This window comes from Campylobacter concisus (assembly GCF_003048675.2).
GTDB lineage: Bacteria > Campylobacterota > Campylobacteria > Campylobacterales > Campylobacteraceae > Campylobacter_A > Campylobacter_A concisus_F.
This window is the reverse complement of the sequence record NZ_CP060707.1, coordinates 1,676,554-1,691,968: the sequence shown is the minus strand read 5'-3', so window position 1 is coordinate 1,691,968 and position 15,415 is coordinate 1,676,554. Positions and strand designations below refer to the sequence as shown.

Annotated in this window: 19 protein-coding genes; 13 read left to right on the top strand and 6 right to left on the bottom strand. The window is 40.7% G+C overall.

Annotated features, from left to right (window positions below; translation table 11 throughout):
• Window positions 1–21 precede the first annotated feature (21 nt).
• The 4 genes from CVT00_RS08465 to der form a co-directional block, all read right to left on the bottom strand.
• Window positions 22–462 carry a copper resistance protein CopD gene (locus CVT00_RS08465; protein WP_103571929.1) on the bottom strand — a complete coding sequence of 147 codons (441 nt, stop codon included), beginning with the start codon at window positions 460–462 and terminating at the stop codon, window positions 22–24.
• An 8-nt stretch (window positions 463–470) separates the two neighbouring features.
• The gene (gene trpS, locus CVT00_RS08460; RefSeq protein WP_107914797.1) at window positions 471–1,436 is read right to left on the bottom strand and encodes a tryptophan--tRNA ligase; all 966 of its coding nucleotides are present in this window, start codon (window positions 1,434–1,436) and stop codon (window positions 471–473) included.
• Between the two features lie 402 nt (window positions 1,437–1,838).
• Entirely contained in the window at window positions 1,839–2,360 is a 522-nt protein-coding gene (locus CVT00_RS08455) for a shikimate kinase (protein ID WP_021090653.1), read from the bottom strand.
• Entirely contained in the window at window positions 2,341–3,729 is a 1,389-nt protein-coding gene (gene der / locus CVT00_RS08450; protein WP_107914795.1) for a ribosome biogenesis GTPase Der, read from the bottom strand. Before der ends, CVT00_RS08455 begins: the two co-directional genes overlap by 20 nt.
• A gap of 152 nt (window positions 3,730–3,881) precedes the next feature.
• Here der and CVT00_RS08445 point away from each other — a divergent pair, with 152 nt between their 5' ends.
• The 9 genes from CVT00_RS08445 to CVT00_RS08405 all read left to right on the top strand — a co-directional run bounded on the left by CVT00_RS08445 (window position 3,882) and on the right by CVT00_RS08405 (window position 8,805).
• A complete protein-coding gene (locus CVT00_RS08445; protein ID WP_107914793.1) occupies window positions 3,882–4,772 on the top strand; it encodes a DMT family transporter in 891 nt (296 codons plus the stop codon).
• A 10-nt stretch (window positions 4,773–4,782) separates the two neighbouring features.
• Window positions 4,783–5,583 carry a 3-deoxy-8-phosphooctulonate synthase gene (gene kdsA / locus CVT00_RS08440; protein ID WP_004317708.1) on the top strand — a complete coding sequence of 267 codons (801 nt, stop codon included), beginning with the start codon at window positions 4,783–4,785 and terminating at the stop codon, window positions 5,581–5,583.
• A 15-nt stretch (window positions 5,584–5,598) separates the two neighbouring features.
• Window positions 5,599–6,117, top strand: coding sequence for a hypothetical protein (locus tag CVT00_RS08435; protein ID WP_107914790.1), 519 nt, complete (start codon window positions 5,599–5,601; stop codon window positions 6,115–6,117).
• Window positions 6,118–6,121: 4 nt separating this feature from the next.
• Window positions 6,122–6,451: a DMT family transporter gene (locus CVT00_RS08430; protein WP_107914788.1), complete on the top strand. Its 330-nt coding sequence runs from the start codon at window positions 6,122–6,124 to the stop codon at window positions 6,449–6,451.
• Complete coding sequence (locus CVT00_RS08425) at window positions 6,448–6,771, top strand: DMT family transporter (RefSeq protein ID WP_004317710.1); 324 nt, start codon at window positions 6,448–6,450, stop codon at window positions 6,769–6,771. Before CVT00_RS08430 ends, CVT00_RS08425 begins: the two co-directional genes overlap by 4 nt.
• Window positions 6,772–6,817: 46 nt before the next feature.
• Complete coding sequence (gene ribH, locus CVT00_RS08420; protein WP_021084559.1) at window positions 6,818–7,288, top strand: 6,7-dimethyl-8-ribityllumazine synthase; 471 nt, start codon at window positions 6,818–6,820, stop codon at window positions 7,286–7,288.
• 1 nt (window position 7,289) lies between these two features.
• Entirely contained in the window at window positions 7,290–7,685 is a 396-nt protein-coding gene (nusB, locus tag CVT00_RS08415; RefSeq protein WP_021085959.1) for a transcription antitermination factor NusB, read from the top strand.
• Window positions 7,682–8,362 carry an orotidine-5'-phosphate decarboxylase gene (pyrF, locus tag CVT00_RS08410; protein WP_107914786.1) on the top strand — a complete coding sequence of 227 codons (681 nt, stop codon included), beginning with the start codon at window positions 7,682–7,684 and terminating at the stop codon, window positions 8,360–8,362. Before nusB ends, pyrF begins: the two co-directional genes overlap by 4 nt.
• A gap of 200 nt (window positions 8,363–8,562) precedes the next feature.
• Window positions 8,563–8,805, top strand: coding sequence for a helix-hairpin-helix domain-containing protein (locus CVT00_RS08405; protein ID WP_107914784.1), 243 nt, complete (start codon window positions 8,563–8,565; stop codon window positions 8,803–8,805).
• A gap of 445 nt (window positions 8,806–9,250) precedes the next feature.
• On the opposite strand, the gene CVT00_RS10400 is transcribed toward CVT00_RS08405, so the two are convergent.
• Window positions 9,251–11,494, bottom strand: coding sequence for a molybdopterin oxidoreductase family protein (locus CVT00_RS10400; protein ID WP_343287039.1), 2,244 nt, complete (start codon window positions 11,492–11,494; stop codon window positions 9,251–9,253).
• Window positions 11,495–11,753: 259 nt separating this feature from the next.
• Window positions 11,754–12,572, bottom strand: a complete 819-nt coding sequence (tupA, locus tag CVT00_RS08390; protein WP_103558927.1) for a tungstate ABC transporter substrate-binding protein TupA — start codon at window positions 12,570–12,572, stop codon at window positions 11,754–11,756.
• Window positions 12,573–12,643: 71 nt separating this feature from the next.
• Here tupA and tupB point away from each other — a divergent pair, with 71 nt between their 5' ends.
• The 4 genes from tupB (at window position 12,644) to CVT00_RS08370 (ending at window position 15,404) form a co-directional block, all read left to right on the top strand.
• On the top strand, window positions 12,644–13,336 hold the full coding sequence (gene tupB / locus CVT00_RS08385; RefSeq protein ID WP_107914780.1) for a tungstate ABC transporter permease TupB: 693 nt from the start codon (window positions 12,644–12,646) through the stop codon (window positions 13,334–13,336).
• 9 nt (window positions 13,337–13,345) lie between these two features.
• Window positions 13,346–14,299, top strand: a complete 954-nt coding sequence (gene tupC / locus CVT00_RS08380; RefSeq protein WP_107914777.1) for a tungstate ABC transporter ATP-binding protein TupC — start codon at window positions 13,346–13,348, stop codon at window positions 14,297–14,299.
• Between the two features lie 246 nt (window positions 14,300–14,545).
• On the top strand, window positions 14,546–15,241 hold the full coding sequence (locus tag CVT00_RS08375) for a TorD/DmsD family molecular chaperone (protein ID WP_103566866.1): 696 nt from the start codon (window positions 14,546–14,548) through the stop codon (window positions 15,239–15,241).
• The gene (locus CVT00_RS08370) at window positions 15,231–15,404 is read left to right on the top strand and encodes a twin-arginine translocation signal domain-containing protein (protein WP_103571853.1); all 174 of its coding nucleotides are present in this window, start codon (window positions 15,231–15,233) and stop codon (window positions 15,402–15,404) included. Before CVT00_RS08375 ends, CVT00_RS08370 begins: the two co-directional genes overlap by 11 nt.
• Window positions 15,405–15,415: the final 11 nt, after the last annotated feature.

Genomic DNA, 15,415 nt, shown 5'->3' with positions numbered 1-15,415 from the left:
TATCTTCTCCTTATCCTATCCTTAAACCATAAACATAACTTTTGCAAGCAATACGATCGCCACCGCAAGCGTAAGTGCGATAGGGTGGATGTTGCCAAGTGGGCTAGGGCGCTTAAATATAAATTTGCAGCTTAAATTTACTATCACCGCAGCCACGATAACCATCGCTAAGCAAAATTTGATCATAAAAGCGATCTGTAAATTTGTCTCAAAGTAGCCTCCAGCCTTGCTGCCGACCCAGTTACTCATCATCATGCCACCAGTTAAAACTAAAAGTAGCACGCAAATAGGCATGATCTTAACAGCTACTGAGCCGATGGCTTGCTTTGCCTTTTGAGCGAGCTCTGGCGGCATCTTTTTGCTCGCCGCTCCTAATATGATCACATCAAAAAATAGATAACCAACAAAAATGATCGCACAAAAAAGGTGAATTATCTGCGCGTAGGGATATAAATTTTGCATATTTTTCCTTATCTGTAAATTCCAACCGCTTCACGCACTTTTTTTATCGTTGCGTGAGCCACATTTTGGGCTTTTTTAGCGCCTAGATCTAAAATTTTAGCCACTTCGTCAGGGTTGTTTTGATAGTGTTCAAATTTCTCTCTTGCTTCTTTAAAATAGTCCCAAACAAGCTCGTTTAGATAGGCTTTAAAGTGTCCGTGACCCTCGCCACCACGCTCATATCTAGCCTGCAAGTCGCGCTGTCCGCTCTCATCTAAGAAAAGCTTTGCGATGTTATAGACGTTGCAGTTTTGCCACTGCTTTGGCTCTTCAAGCGGCGTGCCATCGGTCACGATGCTTGAAATTTGCTTTTTAAGCGTCTTGGCGTCTGCGAAGATATCGATCGTGTTGCCGTAGCTTTTACTCATCTTTTCGCCGTTTGTGCCAGGCACGGTAGCGACGTTTTCATCGATCTTTGCCTCAGGCAGAGTAAAAATCTCGCCATGTTCGTTGTTAAATTTGATCGCGATATCGCGCGCGATCTCAACGTGCTGGATCTGGTCTTTGCCCACAGGCACGACCTGCGCGTTATAAAGCAAGATATCAGCCGCCATCAAAACTGGATAGCTAAAGAGTCCGTGGTGCGAGCTAATGCCCTTTGCGACCTTGTCTTTGTAGCTGTGCGCGCGCTCAAGCAAGCCCATAGGGGTATGCTGGCTTAGCACCCAATAAAGCTCAAGCACGTCTTTAACATCACTTTGCACCCAAAATATGCTTTTATTTGGATCGATCCCAAGTGCCAAAAACGCACACGCAGCGTCAAAAGTGTTTTGCTTTAGCGCTTTGCCGTCGCTAAGGCTGGTCATCGCATGGTAGTTTGCTATAAACATAAACATCTCATTTTGCTCTTGCATATCAACCATCTGCTTTATCGAGGCAAAATAGTTGCCAAGGTGTAGTTTGCCGGAGGGTTGGAGGCCGGTTAATACTCTCATCTTATCCTTTCAAATTTTGGCTTTTTCTCGCGAGCGCTTTTGATAGAGATTTGAAATTTTAAGCTTTCGGCAGACTATATGTCTAGCCTCGGCTTAAAATTTCTACACAACTATCGTCGCTTTAGCGTTGCGAACAAGTGAAGCAAAAAATCATCTCACGATACTTCGCCAAAATGCTTTTTTAAATTTTAACATCAGGGTAGATACTTTTATCTAGTCTAATCTTAAAATTTAGCTTGCTAGCCCTCACTTAAAACCAAAATTTCGCCTTGCCTAAACAAAAAAAATATTCGCCAAAACGTTAAATTTGGCTCAAACATCACAAATTCCAACACCACGCCAGACAGCCATCTAGCCTGATCTTGAAATTTATCGTTGCAAGCAGCCCACGCCACTTTGCAACTAAACTTTTAAAAGTATCCTTATCTCTTTTACGATCTGTTTTGGAGTTTTGCCCTCCACTTCAACGATATAATCAGCCTTTTTTTCATAGAGCTTCTCTCGCTCCAGATGCAGTGCCTCAGCCTTTTTTAGGTCGCTTAAAAGTGGGCGTTTGGCGAGTTTTTTCTCGCTATTTTTGCTATTTTTTAGCCTTTGCATGATCGCATCAAAGCTTGCTTTTAGATAGATCACGGTGCCTATTTTGTTTAAATTTTTAACCTTTGCAAAGCCTCCACCTGTCGAGATGATCGCATTTTTGACATTTGTGGCTAGAAATTTGGCAAGATCTTTTTCAAGCTGCCTAAAATGCTCTTCGCCAAATTCATCAAATATAGCCTTTATCTTCATATTTTGTGAGCTCTCTAGCAAGTCGTCGCAGTCAAGGTTCATCGTCTTTAGCGCCTTGCTTAGCGCCCTTGCGGTTGTGCCCTTGCCAACGCCCATAAACCCTATCAAAACGATATTATTGTTCTTTGTCTTCATCACTCTCTCCACGTTTTTTAGGGATTAGCACGATAGGCACGCCAGCTAGACTAAAGCTCTCTCTAAGCTTGTTTGTCAGGTAGCGTTTGTAGCTAAAGTGCAGGCATTTTGGGCGGTTCATTATGAGCGCTATCATGATAGGTGCGGTTTTAAACTGCACTGCGTAGTAAATTTTCACGACCCTGCCTTTATCTCGTGGCAGTGGATGCGCTTTGGTTGCTTCGCCGATCACTTCATTTAGCTTTGAAGTTTGGATTTTTTGGGTGTAGTTTTTATAAATTTCAACTATGAGTGGGTAAATTTTATGCACTCTTTTGCCACCAAGTGCCGAAACGCTGATGATCGGCGCGTATGAGAGAAATTTAAACCTATCTTTTATCTCCTTGCAAAGCTCGTCAAATTCTTCGCTGCTTTTGTCCCATTTGTTTAGCACGATGATGACGCCAAGCTCAAATTTCGAGGCGATGCCAGCGATACGCTCGTCAAGCTCAGTTAGTGGCTCAGAGCTATCAAGTACAAGTAGCGCCACGTCCGTCTCTTCTAAAATTTTCTCAGTTCTATTTAGCGCGTATCTCTCGATGCCCTCGATCTTGCCACGCTTTCTGATACCAGCAGTATCGACAAACTCAAAAACTCTGCCATCGTGCTCGTAAATTTCATTTACTGGGTCGATCGTAGTGCCTGCCACGTCGCTAACTACGGCACGGCTCTCTTTTACAAGGGCGTTTAGAAGTGAGCTTTTGCCGACATTTACGCGGCCTATGATGCCAACTCTTATGTTTTTGCTTTCATAGTCTATCTCGTCGTTTAGCTCGCCATCGTCGTTATAGTTTTCTAAAAAATCATCAAAATCATCGCTCGTATCGGCCTTTATCTGCACTTTCGCTTCTAAGTGTTTTGCCAGCCAGATGCTAAGCTCATCGACGCCAGTGTTGTGGCTTACTGAAATGCCAAATGAGTTTTTTGCGCCAAAACTTACAAATTCCCACTCTCTTTGCTCGTCTTTTTTGCTGTCGATTTTATTTATGACTAGAGCGATTGGTAAATTTAGCTTGCTAAGCTCGTAAAAAATGGCTCTATCCTCGTCATCTGGCATCATTTTGCCATCGACCATGTAGAGGATAACGTCTGAGTTTTTAGCCTCTGCTAAGGTCTTTGCTTTTACGTTTTTAAAAAGCTCGCTGCTATCATCAAGCCCGCCGCTGTCGATTAATATACACTCTTTGCCCTCAACTTCGATCTTAGCTTTGTTTGTATCTCTTGTAGTGCCGCTAACGTCGCTTGTTATGGCAATGCGTCTTCTTGCTAAGCGGTTAAAAAGTGAGCTTTTGCCGACATTTGGCTTGCCTACTAATATTACTTTTTGCAAATTTTGTCCTTTTTATGATGGCTGATTATACAAATTTTTCTCTTATATAAAGTATAAAATTACGCTTAAAAGCGCCGAAATAAAAGAAAAAATCAACCAAAATTTAAGCCATTTTTTATTAAAATGAGTGCTTTAAATTCAGAGGTTTTGCGATGTTAAAAAGGTTTTATATTTCACATCTTGGCATTTTTTATATGCTCTTTGCTTGCTTTATGTTTGCCGTGACTGGCGCATTTGCAAAGTATTTGAGCAAAGATATGCCTTCTATCGAAGTTGTTTTTTTTAGAAATTTGATCGGACTTTTCATCGTCATCTACGCCATCTATAAATTTCCATTTAAACAAACTGGCGGGCACTTTTTCTTGCTGATGTTTCGCGGTTTTGTGGGCACGGTGGCGCTTTTTGCCTTTTTTTATAACGTCGCGCATGTAAATTTAGCCACAGCCTTTACATTTCAAAAGACAAACCCGATATTTACAGCCATTCTCGCAGCTATCGTGTTTAAGGAGCGGCTAAGCTCGCTTGGCTGGTTTGCGGTTTTTTTAGGATTTGGTGGAATTTTGCTTGTTATCCAGCCAAATTTAGGTATCAATAAAACCGATATCATCGGCATTTGGAGCGGCCTTGGAGCGGCTATTGCCTACACGAGTGTCAAGGAGCTAAACAAGAGCTACGGCACAAATATCATCGTGCTAAGCTTCATGCTTTGGGGCTCGTTTTTGCCGCTTATTTGCATGGGGATGGCTGAGTTTTTTACTTATGAGCCTCTGGATTTTTTATTTTCTAAATTTGCTATGCCAAGCTGGCACAACGTCGTGTTTATCTTGCTGATGGGGCTTAGTGGCTACTATTTTCAGGCGTTTATGACAAAGGCATTTGCGGTTAGCAAAAAGGCTGGTGTGGTCGCTGCTGTTAGCTACGCAGACGTCATTTTTACGCTTATTATTGGCTATTTTATGGGCGATGCGTTGCCAAATCACCTAGCACTCGCAGGTATCGTGCTTGTCGTGGTGAGTGGAATTTTAGTTGTTAAAGAAAAATAAAGGAGAAAATATGATCTTAATCGCTGGACCTTGCGTGATAGAGAGCAAGGAGCTTGTTTTTGAAGTGGCAAAAAGGCTAGTTAAATTTAATGAAAATCCAAAGCTTGACTTTTACTTTAAGTCGAGCTTTGACAAGGCAAATCGCACGAGCATTAGCTCATTTCGCGGCCCTGGGCTAGAAAAAGGTTGTGAAATTTTAGCTGAGGTGAAAAAAGAATTTGGCTTTAAAATTTTAACCGATATCCACGAGAGCTATCAAGCTCAGCCAGTTGGCGAAGTGGCTGATGTGCTGCAAATCCCTGCATTTTTGTGCCGTCAGACTGACCTTCTTGTAGCAGCTGCTAAGACAAAAGCGGTCGTAAATATCAAAAAAGGGCAGTTTTTAGCGGCATCTGCTATGAAACACTCTGTTAAAAAGGTGCTTGAAACAAGAGGTGTTAGCGGCGATGGATACGAGGTCGCAAAGGCAAATGGCGTCTGGCTAACCGAGCGAGGTAGCACCTTTGGATATGGAAATTTAGTCGTTGATATGAGAAATTTGGTGATGATGAGAGAATTTGCGCCAGTCATTTTTGACGCTACCCATAGCGTGCAGATGCCAAGCGCACTTGGCGAAAAAAGTGGCGGAGATGCTAGGTTTGTGCCGTATCTTGCAAGAGCAGCAGCTAGCGTTGGGGTGGATGGATTTTTCTATGAGACGCACATAAACCCTTGCGAAGCGCTTTGCGACGGACCAAATATGCTAAATTTAGACGAGCTTGAAAAGGTCGTAAATGACACGCTAAAGATAGAGGAAATTTTAAATTTTTAAACTAAGGAGAGAGAGATGAAAAGGATTTTAGCGCTATTTTTAGGAGTGTTGTTTTTAGTAGGTTGTGGCTCATCTCAGCCAAAGGTGCCACTTGCTGGCAAGTATAAATTTGAGGGCATTATCTACACTCATGTGCAGCGCCACGAGCCGACAAAATTTCTCTACCAAAGCCCAAAAATGGTCGAGAAAAAGTATAACAAACAAATTTTTGGGGCGCTTACAAAAGAAAATTTACTTGATCCAAATTCAAGCGACGAGCTAAAGATAAAGATAACTCACCGCAGGGAATTTATAGGCGAAGCAACCTTTGCTAAGAGTGACAGGATGGGCAATATCTACCTTACTTACGAGGTAGAAGTCGTTAGAAATGGCGAAGTTTTGAGGCATTATGGCTCTAGCGAGCTAAGGTTTAACCCTGGAGTCTTTGGAAATTTAAAGGGACTAGTTGGACAAAATAACGATGATAGCTTTGAAAATAAGGCGATTAGTGCAAATGTAAAAGAGATCGTTGATACCATAAAAGGCATGAAGTAAATTTATGTCAAATAGAGGCTTTTTATGGATATTTCTAGGTGCGGTGGCCGAGTGTGGTTGGGCATATGGGCTAAAGCACGCGTCAAATTTAAGTGAATTTTTGCTTACGACGCTGCTTGTAAGCATAAGTTTTGTCTCGTTCATGAAGGCTTTAAAATATCTGCCCGTAAGCATCTCTTATGCAGTATTTGTGGGCTTTGGAACGGCTTTTATCGTTATAGCCGAGATCGTTAGTGACTACGTAGCAAGCGGGATCATGCCAAATTTCATTAGGCTATTTTTCATAGCGACGCTCATTTTGGGCGTGCTTGGACTAAAAGGCATGAAAGAATGATCCACTTTTTAGCGCTTTTACTAGCTGGATGTTGTGAGGTCTCTGGCGTCTTTTTTATCACGAAATTTTCAAAAAGCACAGGCGTAAAAAAGTGGGCAAATTTCATCCTTTTACTTGGAAATTTCGCCCTTTCTCTAACGCTACTTAGCTATGCGATGCAAACTATCGCTATGTCGGTGGCGTATGCGATCTGGACAGGCATCGGAGCGATCGGAGCAGTCGTGGTTGGCGTAGTTTTTGAAGGTGAGAAGATAAATTTTAAAAAAGCCTTGTTTTTAGCGCTCATCATCTTTAGCGTCATCATGCTAAAGATAGTTTGATGATTAAACAAGCTTTTGCTAAACTTGCATAAAAAAAGGAGAAAAGATGAAAATAATCGAAGGAAATTTAGCCCTAAAAGGCAACGAAAAGATAGCGATCATAAACGCAAGGTTTAACCACATCATCACAGACCGCTTGGTAGAGGGCGCAAAAGATGCATTTTTACGCCACGGCGGCGACGAGAAAAATTTAACATTAGTGCTAGTCCCTGGCGCATTTGAGATACCTATGGCACTTGAAAAGGTGCTTGCAAGCGGTAAATTTGACGCGGTTTGCTGCGTGGGAGCGGTGATAAGAGGCGCAACGCCACACTTTGACTATGTAAGCGCTGAGACCACCAAAGGCATCGCAAACGTGACGCTAAAATACGCAAAGCCAGTCACATTTGGCGTGCTAACGGTAGATAACATCGAACAAGCGATCGAGCGAGCTGGCAGCAAAGCTGGAAACAAGGGCTTTGAAGCGATGACAGGCGTTATAGAGATGCTAAATTTATACAAAAAGCTAGGAGAGTAAAATGGCCACACGTCATCAGGTCAGACAAGCGATCGTTTCACTGCTTTACTCAAACGAGATAAATCCTGTAACTGCGGAGTTTGAAGAGGAATTTTTAGAAGAGAAAAAGATAAGAAATGAGCGCAAAAATGAAGCTTTGCAAACATTTAAAGAGGTGCTAGCAAACAAAGAAAAACTAGATGAAATTTTAAAACCGCACCTAAAAGACGGCGACTTTAGCAAGGTTGGCGCAACTGAGCTTGCTATCCTTAGACTTGGGCTTTATGAGATGAAATTTAGCCAGACTGATAAAGCTGTCATAATAAACGAGGCGATCGAGCTTGCAAAGGAGCTTGGAAGCGACCAGGCGCCAAAATTTATAAACGGCGTGCTAGATAAGATAAAGGGCGATCTATGAAGCTCTGCGTCGCTCTTGATATGGCGAGCAAGGATGAAAATTTAGCCCTCGTGCGTGAGCTAAAAGGGCTTGATCTTTGGCTAAAAGTGGGGCTTAGAGGCTACCTTAGAGACGGAGCTAAATTTGTAGAGGAGCTAAAAGGGGCAGGGGAGTTTAAAATCTTTCTTGATCTAAAACTCTATGACATCCCAAACACGATGGCAGACGCGGCTGAGGTCGTCTCAAAGATAGGTGTGGATATGATAAACGTGCACGCAAGCGCTGGCATACGCGCGATGAAAACTGTGATGGAGCGTCTTAGTGCGCTGCAAAATCGCCCTTTGGTGCTTGCCGTATCGGCACTTACTAGCTTTAATGAGAGCGAATTTGAAGCGGTTTATAACGATACGCTATCTCACTCGGTTAGGAAATTTAGCCAGATGAGCTTTGAAGCGGGGCTTGACGGCATGGTCTGCTCGGTCTTTGAAAGCAAGCTCATAAAAGACGTGACAAATCAAAATTTCATCACGCTTTGCCCTGGGGTTAGGCCTTTTGGCGAGAGTGCGGACGATCAAAAGAGGGTTGCAAATTTAGTTAGCGCAAAGCAAGAGGGCAGCGACTTTATCGTCGTTGGCAGGCCGATTTATGAAAACGCAAACCCAAGAGAAATTTGTGAACGCATTTTGGAGCAAATTTAGTGCCATAACTTGCATAAAATTTGATCTAAAATCATTTTAAGCATGGCTTTTCGCGTAAGAAATTTAAATTAGACCACCTCGCGAGAAGCTTGGATAACGACTTAGCGTAGTAGCAAGATGAAATTTAGCAAGCTTTGTAGCGCGCGAATAAAATTTAATTGCGGCGAGCTTGACAAGCTTAAAAGAAATTTGAGGTAAATTTGAGCGATTTTAAGAAAATCCTCTATGTCGGCGAGGCGACGCAGGCCGATCTGCTGGCGCTGGGCTACACAGACATTACTTCGCTAAAGGGCGCGGATCCTGAGGAGATGTTTGAACGCACAAAGGCTCTCGGGCGCGGCAGTGATAGGTGCATTCTATATGTTTACCGCATGGTTTGTTACTACGCAAACACTCCGCACCCAGACAAAACCAAGCTAAAATGGTGGCTTTGGAAGGATTAAATTTTTAGCGCTAGTTTTTAAATTTGACCTATTAAATTTAAATAGTGCAGGTCTTTGCAGAACACAAGCACACTTTTTGCCGTGAAAAAATGGAGCTAAAAATTTATTTTTTAAAATTTAAAATATAGGTTTGGATATGCTTTCTTTATTTAAAATTTTTTTAGTCGTTTTTGTGCTTTAGTTTTTGAAAAATTTATTTGTTTGTGATAGGCCTTGATCTTATAAACAAATTTATAGTTGTTTAAAATTTTTTGATTTTTTAATTCACTTTTTTGTAAAAGTGGATATTCGTCATATTTATTAGTGTTAGAAATACAAAATATATACACATTATAAGTAAATTTTTGATCAAAGATTAGAGCTTTTATAGTGAAGCTTAAATGCAGACAATAAGAGAAAATATTTCTATAAAATTGTATGATTCAAGGGCATTGCGCCCTTGAAATTATGATCTAACAGGTGAAAGATAAGGTTTTTCAGAGTGCATAGACATCTCATTTTGTTGTCTAAATGCTATATACTCTTCTTCGCTTAATTTTTTTATGTTAGCTATAGTGATCTTAAGAGGTGTGATACCTGAGAGCGGATCGTGGTCTTGTGCGTTTGCGAGCTCATTGCCGTCAGCCTCACTATAGTGGAAAGTCGTAAATATCGTACTCTCCCTAAGGTCAGGATTTACGCGAAGTTTAGCTGCGATCCTGCCGCGTTTGTTCTCTACCATTGCATAGCAGCCATCTTCTAGCTCTCTTTCTCTTGCGATATCAGGGCTTACTTCGATTAGCGGACCTTCGATGCCAGCACCATACTCTAGCGGTGGGCACTCTCTTGTCATCGTACCAGTGTGGTAGTGATAAACTTTTCTACCTGTCGTAAATAAGCAAGGATAGACCTCATCAGGCACTTCGCTCATCGCGCCTGAGCCTACTGGATAGCCATCAGGTATATGCATTTTGGCTTTAAATTCAGCCTCCATGCTTGCACGCTTATCTTTATCGTCAGCGTAAAGTACTGGAGCTAGGCGGAATTTACCATCAGGTAGCATTGATTTGTGATCAGTATAAAGATCAGGTGTGCCTGGATGATCTTCATCAGGGCATGGCCAGCTGATGCCACCTAGTTTTTCAAGTCTATAGTAGCTGATACCGCCAAAGAATTTAGGCATTAGTTTTCTAAGCTCGTCCCAAACCTCTTCTGCGCTTAAAAAGTCAAATCCCTCAAGACCCATAGCTTTTGCGATGTTACAAACTACTTTCCAGTCAGGTTCTACACCACCTACTGGCTCGCTTGCTTTCCTAGTTCTTTGAACGCGGCGAGATGTGTTGATAAATGTTCCATCTTTCTCACCCCAACCAGCTGCAGGTAAGACGACATCGGCTTTTTGAGCACTTTCAGTAAAGAATAGATCTTGTACGATAAAGCAGTCTAGGTGATGTGTGGCATGCACAAAGTGCTCTGTCCAAGGGTCACTCATAACAGGGTTTTCGCCATAAACGTAAAGCACTTTTAGCTCGCCGCTATCCATCTTATCAGGTGCGTATGTTAGTTTAAAGCCAGGCACTGGATTAAGCTCGAAGTGCCAAACTTTGCGAGCTTGCTCTTGTGCGTAGGCGCTATTTACTGCACCTGCTGGGATGACATTAGGTAGTGCGCCCATATCGCATGAGCCTTGAACGTTGTTTTGGCCACGAAGTGGATTTACTCCAGCGCCTTTTTTACCTAAATTTCCTGTTAGGATCGCTAAATTTGAAAGCGAGAATACATTTGATGTGCCGTCGCTAAACTGAGTAATACCCATAGTATAGCAAATAGCAGCACTGCCAGCTTTTGCATACAACCTAGCAGCCTCAGTGATAAGCTCTTTTTTGACGCCAGTCTCACGCTCAAATCTCTCAGGAGTGAAGTCTTTTACGGCTTCTTTTAGATACTCAAAACCCTCAGCATATTTTTCGATAAATTCACTATCTTGTAAATTTTCAGAGATGATGACGTTCATCATTGTGTTTAGTGTTTTGATATTTGAGCCAACAGGAATTTGCAAGAATATATCGGCTTTTTTAGCCATATCGGTGCGTTTTGGATCCACAACGATCATTTTTGCACCACGCTCTAAGCCTCTTTGCATCTGCATAGCGATGATTGGGTGGCATTCGCTTGTATTTGTGCCTATTAGTAAAAATACATCTGTATCAGTCGCAAACTCAACAAGATCGTTTGTCATTGTTCCATTTCCAAGGGTGCTGGCAAGACCTGCCACTGTTGGAGCGTGTCAAAGACGAGCGCAGTGATCTACGTTGTTACTTCCTAAAGCACGAAAGAATTTTTGAAATACATAGTTGTCTTCGTTGTTTGAACGAGCTGAACTAAAGCCCATGATAGAACTTGGACCATATTTTTCTACACTATTTTTAAAAGTCTTTCCTAAAAATTCATAAACCTCTTCAAAGCTAACCTCTTCGAGTTTGCCCTCTTTGTTAAACTCTCCATTTAGTTTTCTCATCATTGGTTTAGTTAAACGTTTTGGAGAATTTACAAATTCCCAACCAAACATACCTTTTAAGCACAACTCGCCATCATTTACATGGTGGTTATCAGTCGGCTTTGCATCGACTATCCTACCGTTTTCTACGATAAGGTCTATGCCGCAACCAGTTCCGCAATACGGACAGGTTGTTTGAACAATCTTTTGCATAGATTTCCTTTCAAGTAATATTTCTAATAGTTCGGTTATTATATACCTTATAAAATAAAAGTAGTTTTAAAATTAATTATTTTATTTAAAAAAATTTTAAGTAATATGCAAAATTTGCATATTACTTTGACACTGAATTTACGGAGCTTTTTACCATTTTTTGTCTTATTTTAAACTTGGTTTTTAGCTTAAATGATTAAAAAATAAATTTAAAGATTATGAAAATTTATAAAAAATGGGCGATTGCTCGCCCATTGTATTAGTTCTTGCGTGTATTTGCGTCTGGTGTGAAAAGTGGCTTATCAAGAAGTTTGAAGTCGCCTATAAATTTCTGACCCTCTTCGCTTGTCGCCCATTTTATAAATTTCTCTGCATTTTCGATGTCAGTTTTAGGGCAGTGTTTTGGATTTACTGCGATTAGAGAGTAGAAATTTTTAAGGTCGTTGTCGCCCTCGTTGATGATGACCATCTCAGGATGACCTTTTTGGTTTGCTTCATATTTAATGTAAGTACCGCGGTCAGTAAATGTAACACCTTTTTGCTCAGCAGCAGCATTTATCGTAGCTAGCATGCCTTGACCTGTTTGCATATACCAGCTATCTTTTTCAGGGACTTCGCCAGCGATCTTTTTCCAGATGCCTTTTTCTTTATTATCTGTGCCTGATTTGTCGCCACGTGAGAAGAATTTGATACCATCTTTTTTGATAAGCTCAAAACTTTGTTTGATATCTTTACCTTTAAATTTATCAGCGATTGATTTATCAGCAATAACGACGAAATCATTGTACATTACGGCATTTCTCTTTAAGCCAAAGCCTTTTTCTACAAATTCTTTCTCAACTTTTGGTGAGTGAACGAAAAGTACGTCAGCGTTGCAGTCTTCGCCAAGCTTTAGAGCTGCGCCTGTACCAACAGCTGTCCATTTTATATCAACACCTGTTTTTGCCTTATAAACTGGGTAGATCGCGTCAAGCAAGCCAGTGTTATCTGTACTTGTTGTAGTCGCCATGATTAGTTCATTGTCAGCGCCAAACGCCAAAACTGCGGCTGCTAGTGAGCCTAAAATAATCTTTTTCATTTTTCTCCTTTTTAGAAAATGTGGTATTATAGCATATTAAAATAATATGAATAAAAAATTAGGAATAATATTTGGATTTTTTACTTCACGGCTTTGCAGAAGCCTTTAATCTACTTTTAAACGGCAATCTTGAAACATATTCAGCCATCAAGGCTACCCTTTACACATCAAGCGTGTCGATACTTTTTGCTGTTATTGTAGGCTTTCCGCTTGGTTTTATACTTGGCTTTTATGACTTTAAAGGTCGCAAAATTTTACGCCTTCTAAGTGACACGGCTCTAGCCATGCCAACGGTTGCCATTGGTCTTATTTTATACGCATTCATCACGAGAAATGGCCCGCTTGGTAGCTTAAATTTACTCTTTACGCTAAAAGCGGTCATGTTAGGCCAGTTTGTGCTTGCCCTTCCTATCATCATCTCGCTTACTGCAAGTGTGGTTGAAAATATGGAGAAAAAGCACTATCTAACTATCCTAAATTTACGCCTCGCGCCGGCAAAGCTAGTTTTTTGCGTGCTTTATGAGCTACGCTACGCCCTCATGGTCGTCATCGCCACTGCTTACGGCAGGATCGTCGCTGAAGTGGGCGTTGCGATGATGATAGGCGGCAACATCAAGTACTTTACCAGAACAATCACCACAGCCGTTTCGCTTGAAACAAATAAGGGCGAATTTGCCATGGGTATAGCACTTGCGATGGTTTTGATATTTATCGCATTTTTAGTAAATTTAGCGATCTTTGCGCTAAGAAAACTAGACAAATAGGAGCAAATTTTGATAAAGATAAGAAATTTACACCTAAACTACGGCAAAAGCGAGATCCTAAATATCCCAAGCCTTGATATAAATACTAAAAAGATAACCGCTCTAATGGGCAGCAATGGCAGCGGCAAAAGCACGCTCATACGAGTGCTCTCACGCTTGCAAAGCCCAAATAGCGGCGAAATTTCACTCTGGGGTGAAAATAAACCAAGCCTTGAAATGTTGCGTAAAATTTCAGTTTTACTGCCTGAGCCAGCCCTTTTAAAAAGAAGTGTGAGAGAAAATTTCAAAGCCATCTTAAAAAGTAGAAATTTACTAAGCGAATTTGAGGAGCGAACTAGCGAGGCTCTGGCACTTGTGGGACTTGATGAGAAATTTTTAGATAAGCGCCACTTTGAGCTAAGCTCAGGGCAGACGCAGCGCATCGCATTTGCTTTGGCACTTTCTTTAAGAGCGCCATTTTATCTGCTTGATGAGCCGACAAATAGCGTTGATATCGCCACTTCAAAGCTCTTTAGCAAGGCTATAAATTTGATGCACGAGAAATATGGCTGCGGCTTTGTCATCGCAAGTCACGACGAAAAGTGGCTTAGTATGCTAGCAAACGAGTGCGTGTTTTTGCACAAAGGCAAAGTCTGCGAGTTTGAATACAAAAATATCTTTGAGATAGAGGATAGCGTGCTAAGCTTTGGCGATAATGCGAAGCTAAATTTACCTTCAAATTTTAAAGGTAAAAGCAAGATCACGATCAACCCAAGCAAGATAAAAATTTCTAAAACCAGCAGTGCGGGTCAAATTTCAGGATATTTGCACTCGGCCTCGCTTTACATGGGCAACGAAAAGCTATTAAAGGTCAAAGTTGGCGACTTTTTGATCAAAATTTTTAGCCACGATGATGAAATTACAAAGATCGGCGAGCGAGTATTTTTAAAATTTGAAGATGGCTCGATGGTTGCTTTAGAGTAAAATTTACTCCCAATTTTTAAATTTAGCCCAAAAATAAAAATGGATATCAAAAAAAGAGCTAAATTTTAATAATCATGCTAAAAAATCATATCTTATATAACTCCCAAAAAATGGTCTTTTTAAATATGCAATCAAGGCATATTTAAGCTTTTTTTAACTTTTCTAATTTATTTTATTTTAAGCCACATTAATAAGGCAATTAATTGTATAGTTTCAGTGTCGTTAAAAAACTATTTAAGGAAAAAGGTGAGCACAAAAGAGGAATTTGCAGCTGGCAGAAAACTTTACTACGCTACTTTCTCTAAATTCTTCGTATTTAGTGAAGATGAAAAGAGATTTGATGGCCTTAGTAAAATGCTTGATCTTATCAAAGAATATAGCCTAAACGATGAAGTCTCGCAAGCTGCTACTAATATAAAAAGTAAATTTAATGAAAAAAATCCAGAGAATTTGATCACCGAATTTGATGACATTTTTCACACTCCGCCAAGTCCGCTTCGAAACTCGCTCTCTTTTTACGATGAGGGATATGAAGTGGGTCATGCTTGCGCTAATGTGCGTAAAATTTTAGCTAAGACAAACATCAGAAGAGATGAGAGTAAATTTAAAGAGAATGAAGATAACGTAGGCTTTGTCTTTACGCTTATGAACGAGTTTATCGGCAAATTTGACGAGTGCGAAGAGGAGCTTTTTAAAAATATTATAAATCCAAACATTGATGAGTTTATAGAGAATTTATATGAGCATAAAAATAGTGAAATTTACAAGGATGTAGCCGTTTTGCTAAACGAATTTATCGCGTTTGAGCGCGTGGCACTAAACTCACCAAAACCAGTCAAGATAGACCACAAAAAGAGCGATGGTCTTTCAAGATCTGAAAGCATAAGAAGAGAAAAGAACAGGATAAGAAAACTAAGAACGGAGGGTACATATGCAAAATAGACGCGAATTTCTAAAAAAAGTCGGTCTAGTTGGCGCTGTAGCAGCAAGCGGTGCTGTAGCAGCAAATGCTGATGAAAATTTAAAATCAGGAAAGAGTAAAAAGACCGAAGTGCTTTACAAAAGAAGCAAAAACTGGGAACTTTACTACAAACAAGCAAAATAAAATTTGATAGA

Coding starts and splice junctions, on each gene's coding strand:
- ribH (WP_021084559.1), top strand. CDS start 6,818: ATGAAAATAATCGAAGGAAATTTAGCCCTAAAAGGCAACGAAAAGATA.
- tupA (WP_103558927.1), bottom strand. CDS start 12,572: ATGAAAAAGATTATTTTAGGCTCACTAGCAGCCGCAGTTTTGGCGTTT.
- trpS (WP_107914797.1), bottom strand. CDS start 1,436: ATGAGAGTATTAACCGGCCTCCAACCCTCCGGCAAACTACACCTTGGC.
- CVT00_RS08425 (WP_004317710.1), top strand. CDS start 6,448: ATGATCCACTTTTTAGCGCTTTTACTAGCTGGATGTTGTGAGGTCTCT.
- kdsA (WP_004317708.1), top strand. CDS start 4,783: ATGATCTTAATCGCTGGACCTTGCGTGATAGAGAGCAAGGAGCTTGTT.
- CVT00_RS08465 (WP_103571929.1), bottom strand. CDS start 462: ATGCAAAATTTATATCCCTACGCGCAGATAATTCACCTTTTTTGTGCG.
- nusB (WP_021085959.1), top strand. CDS start 7,290: ATGGCCACACGTCATCAGGTCAGACAAGCGATCGTTTCACTGCTTTAC.
- CVT00_RS08445 (WP_107914793.1), top strand. CDS start 3,882: ATGTTAAAAAGGTTTTATATTTCACATCTTGGCATTTTTTATATGCTC.
- pyrF (WP_107914786.1), top strand. CDS start 7,682: ATGAAGCTCTGCGTCGCTCTTGATATGGCGAGCAAGGATGAAAATTTA.
- CVT00_RS08430 (WP_107914788.1), top strand. CDS start 6,122: ATGTCAAATAGAGGCTTTTTATGGATATTTCTAGGTGCGGTGGCCGAG.
- CVT00_RS08370 (WP_103571853.1), top strand. CDS start 15,231: ATGCAAAATAGACGCGAATTTCTAAAAAAAGTCGGTCTAGTTGGCGCT.
- CVT00_RS08435 (WP_107914790.1), top strand. CDS start 5,599: ATGAAAAGGATTTTAGCGCTATTTTTAGGAGTGTTGTTTTTAGTAGGT.
- CVT00_RS08455 (WP_021090653.1), bottom strand. CDS start 2,360: ATGAAGACAAAGAACAATAATATCGTTTTGATAGGGTTTATGGGCGTT.